This is a genomic window from Roseomonas rosulenta (genome assembly GCF_016106005.1).
Classification (GTDB): domain Bacteria; phylum Pseudomonadota; class Alphaproteobacteria; order Acetobacterales; family Acetobacteraceae; genus Neoroseomonas; species Neoroseomonas rosulenta.
On record NZ_JACADR010000396.1, the window covers coordinates 1 to 2995 of the forward strand.

Sequence of the window (2995 nt, forward strand, 5' to 3'; positions counted from 1 at the left end):
GGCCGCTGATGGGCGCGGCGGCGGCGGTCGGCGCCGACCGCATCTGGGTCACGGACGACAATCCGCGCAGCGAGGACCCGGCCGCGATCCGCGCCGCCGTGCTGGCCGGCGCGCCCGGCGCGATCGATGCCGGGGCGCGCGAGGCGGCGATCGCCGCGGCGCTGTCCGACCTCGGCCCCGGTGACGTGCTGGCGGTCGCAGGCAAGGGGCACGAGAGCGGGCAGGAGATCGCCGGCATCGTGCACCCCTTCGACGACGTGGCGGTGGTGCGGCGGCTGGCGGGTGGCGCGCCATGACCGCGCTCTGGACCAGCGCAGAACTCCGCGCCGCCACCGGCGGAACCCTTGCCGCCGACGTCGAGGTCACCGGCGTGTCCATCGACACGCGGTCCATCGCGCCGGGCGAGCTCTTCGTCGCGCTGCGCGATGCGCGCGACGGGCACGACTTCGTGGCGGATGCGCTCGAGAAGGGCGCCGCCGCGGCACTGGTGGACCACGACATCCCCGGCCTCCCGCAGACTGCGCCGCTGCTGCGCGTGGCCGACACGCTGGCGGGGCTCACCGCGCTCGGGGCGGCGGGGCGGGCGCGCAGCGCGGCGCGCGTCATCGCGGTCACCGGGTCGGTCGGCAAGACCAGCACGAAGGAGATGCTGCGCGCGATCCTCGCCACCAGCGGGACGACGCATGCCGCCGTCGCATCCTTCAACAACCAGTGGGGCGTGCCGCTCACGCTGGCGCGGACGCCGCGCGACGCGGCCTTCGCGGTCATCGAGATCGGCATGAACCACCCGGGCGAGATCGCGCCGCTCTCGCGCCTCGCGCGTCCGCACGTTGTACTCGTCACGGCCATCGGGGCCGCGCATATCGGCCACCTGGGCAGCCTTGAGGCGATCGCGCGCGAGAAGGGCTCGATCGCGGAGGGGCTGGAACCCGGCGGCATCGCCATCCTGCCCGCCGAGAGCCCGATGCTGCCGATCCTGCGCGAGGCCGCCTCGCGCGCGCGCATCCTCACCTTCGGGGAGGGCGGCGACGCCCGCGCCACGCATATTGCGGCCGATGCCGAGGGTAGCGACATCGAGGCGGAGATCCTCGGCACGCGCCTCGCTTTCCGGCTGGGCACGCCGGGGACGCACATGGCGGCCAATGCGATCGCCGCGCTCGCCGCCGCGTCGGCGATCGGCGCCGATATCGCCGCCGGCGCGCACGCGCTCGCGGGCTTCCGCGCGCTGCCCGGGCGCGGCGACCGGCGCCCCATCGCCACCTCGGACGGCGGCACGGCGCTGCTGCTGGATGAGGCCTATAACGGCCAGCCGCCGTCGATGCGCGCCGCGCTCGCGCTGCTGAAGCTGCTACCCGGCCGGCGGCGCATCGCCGTGCTCGGCCAGATGGGCGAGCTCGGCGACTTCGCGGTGACGGAGCACCGCGACCTCGCGGCGCATCTGCGCGGGTCCGCCGACCTCGTCTTCGCCTGCGCGCCGCTGATGCGCCACACGATCGATGCGCTGCCGCCCGCCATGGTCGGCGGCTGGCGGGAGACCGCCGAAGACCTCGCCCCGCTGGTGCGCGCCGCCTTGCGCGACGGCGACACCGTCCTTGTGAAGGGCAGCCTCGCCACCGGCATGAAGGCCGTGGTGCGCGCGCTGACCGGAAGCGCCGTAGCATGATCTACAATTTCCTCGCCCCCTACGCGGACCAGTTCCAGCTGTTCAACCTGGCGCGCTACCACACCTTCCGCGCCGGCGCGGCGGCGATGACGGCGCTGTTCATCTGCCTGGTGTTCGGCAGCAGCATCATCCGCTGGCTGCGGTCCTTCCAGCGTGGCGGCCAGCCGATCCGCGAGGAAGGCCCCGAGCGCCACCTGATCGAGAAGAAGGGCACGCCGACCATGGGCGGCGTGATGATCCTGGGCGCGCTGGCGGTCTCGACGCTGCTCTGGGCGGATCTGCGCTCGGGCATGGTGTGGGCCGTGCTGATCGTCACCGTGGGCTATGGCGCGCTCGGCTTCGCCGACGACTGGCTGAAGGTGACCAAGCGCAACACCAAGGGCGTGTCGGGCCGCATGAAGCTGGCGGTGCAGGCGGGACTCGGCCTGTTCGCCGCGACCTGGATCACCTGGCTGATGCCCGGGCCGCTCGCCACCACGCTGGCGGTGCCGGTGTTCAAGGAACTGCTGATCCCCTTCGGCCTGCTGTTCCCGCTGGTGGGCATGCTGGTGATGATGGGCGCGTCGAATGCGGTGAACCTGACGGACGGCCTCGATGGGCTCGCCATCGTGCCGGTGATGATCGCAGCCGCGGTATTCGCGCTGATCGCCTACCTGGTTGGCAACCGCATCTTCGCCGACTACCTGCAGGTCCACTATGTGCCGGGCACCGGCGAACTCGCGGTCTTCGCCGCGGCGCTGATCGGCGCAGCGCTCGGCTTCCTGTGGTTCAACGCGCCGCCGGCGGCGGTGTTCATGGGGGATACGGGGTCGCTCGCGCTGGGCGGCGCGTTGGGTGCGCTGGCGGTGGCGACCAAGCACGAGATCGTGCTGGCCATCGTGGGCGGGCTGTTTGTCGTCGAGACCGTCTCGGTCATCGTCCAGGTCTTCTGGTTCAAGCGCACCGGCCGACGCGTCTTCCTGATGGCGCCGCTGCACCATCATTTCGAGAAGAAGGGCTGGGCCGAGGCCACCATCGTCATCCGCTTCTGGATCATCGCGATGATCCTCGCCCTCGTCGGGCTCAGCACGCTGAAGATCCGATGAGCACGCCCGCCCCGCCCTTCACCCCCTTCCTCGGCGCGCGCATCGCCGTTGTCGGGCTCGGCCGCGCCGGGCTGCCGGCGGCGCTGCGCCTCGCCGACTGGGGGGCCGAGGTCGAGGCCTGGGACGACGGCGAGCCGCAGCGCTGTGCCGGCGCCGCCGCGGGGCTCACGCTACGCGACCCGGCCGAGGGGCGATTCCGCGCCGATGCGCTGCTGCTCTCGCCGGGCATCGCGCACCTGCTGCCGCG

At 72.9% G+C, this 2995-nt stretch carries 3 protein-coding genes and 1 pseudogene; all 4 read left to right on the top strand.

Annotation, left to right across the window (positions count from 1 at the left end; all coding sequences use genetic code 11):
- The coding region (locus HW578_RS24820; RefSeq protein WP_408906266.1) for a glutamate ligase domain-containing protein at positions 1-296 on the top strand (296 nt) is incomplete at its 5' end.
- Complete coding sequence (locus HW578_RS24825; protein ID WP_198373378.1) at positions 293-1663, top strand: UDP-N-acetylmuramoyl-tripeptide--D-alanyl-D-alanine ligase; 1371 nt, start codon at positions 293-295, stop codon at positions 1661-1663. The genes HW578_RS24820 and HW578_RS24825, both read left to right, overlap by 4 nt.
- Entirely contained in the window at positions 1660-2748 is a 1089-nt protein-coding gene (mraY, locus tag HW578_RS24830; protein WP_198373379.1) for a phospho-N-acetylmuramoyl-pentapeptide-transferase, read from the top strand. The genes HW578_RS24825 and mraY overlap by 4 nt, the downstream gene beginning before the upstream one ends.
- A pseudogene (locus HW578_RS24835) lies at positions 2745-2995 on the top strand (UDP-N-acetylmuramoyl-L-alanine--D-glutamate ligase); the annotation flags it as partial. The gene mraY and the pseudogene HW578_RS24835, both read left to right, overlap by 4 nt.